1 protein-coding gene is annotated in these 983 nt (G+C 56.0%); it reads right to left on the bottom strand.

From position 1 onward, the window contains the following. Positions 1-77: 77 nt before the first annotated feature. On the bottom strand, positions 78-413 hold the full coding sequence (locus CYJ22_RS10065) for a hypothetical protein (RefSeq protein ID WP_243390511.1): 336 nt from the start codon (positions 411-413) through the stop codon (positions 78-80). Positions 414-983 lie beyond the last annotated feature (570 nt).

Raw genomic sequence — 983 nt, 5'->3', positions numbered from 1 at the left:
CGCAACCCCCATCATCGGAAGACCTCGACCTCTACCCGGCCACGACACGCCCAACCCCGCATACCACCCCCACACCCTCAATTATGAAGAGCCAGATTGGGGGAAAGCTGCTGAGCTTCCTCACAGATATGCTTCATTGCACGTCGGGCTTCGACGTAATACTCCATCGCCGAGTTATGACTCTCCTTGATGCCCTGCACACGCTTCATCGTTGCGTCTGCCCACGCATCGATCTCATTACCCGTTTCACCAGTAAACCCTTGGTTCGCACGTAAATGGTACGTTGAGTTATTGGCTTCATTTAATCCGCAAACGATGGCATTGTGCTCACCATCCGATGCTACCAAGGCTTCAGCGCTTTCAAGGGCTGCCACGAGGCGCATCAGCCTGTCGTACATAGGGCTATCAACCATAGCTTTCTCCTGCTCCCTGCCTAGAATTCAGATGGCTTATTCTGCACCGGTGCTTGATCTGCGGATGACGTCCCTGACGCTGCCCCGGCTCCACCACCGTTAGTCGTATTCGAACCACCACCCGAGTTTGAGGGCGTTCCTCCGCCAGAGGATGTGCCACCACTATTCGAGGAACTACCACCAACAGACGAGCCCGGTTGAGCCCCACTCGTCGACGACCCACCCGATGTCTGGGGAGGAGGAGCGCTGACAGATCCAGAACCTCCCTGTCCCGATTCCATCTGAGCGAGAATTCGCGCTAGTTCGTCAGTGTTTCCCTGCTCCGCAGCTGTGAATGCAGCAACGGCTGTCTGGACATCGCCATCGAACTTCTCGAAACGGCCTGTCTCACCCCTGATAACCCGATCTTCCGTCTTAAGAAAGGAAATGAGGGCAGTACGCATCGCCAGGAATCCAGCTTCCTGTGACCAATGCTCAGGATTCTGAGCCAGTAGCGTCCCGCATAGTGGTGTAACCGTGGGTGGTCGGCCCGTTTGATATGGGTGCGGTCACCGTGTGATCCTTCGAGAA

Source organism: Schaalia odontolytica, assembly GCF_002847525.1.
In the GTDB taxonomy this organism is placed as follows: Bacteria; Actinomycetota; Actinomycetes; order Actinomycetales; family Actinomycetaceae; genus Pauljensenia; species Pauljensenia odontolytica_B.
This window is presented reverse-complemented; position numbering and strand designations above follow the sequence as displayed.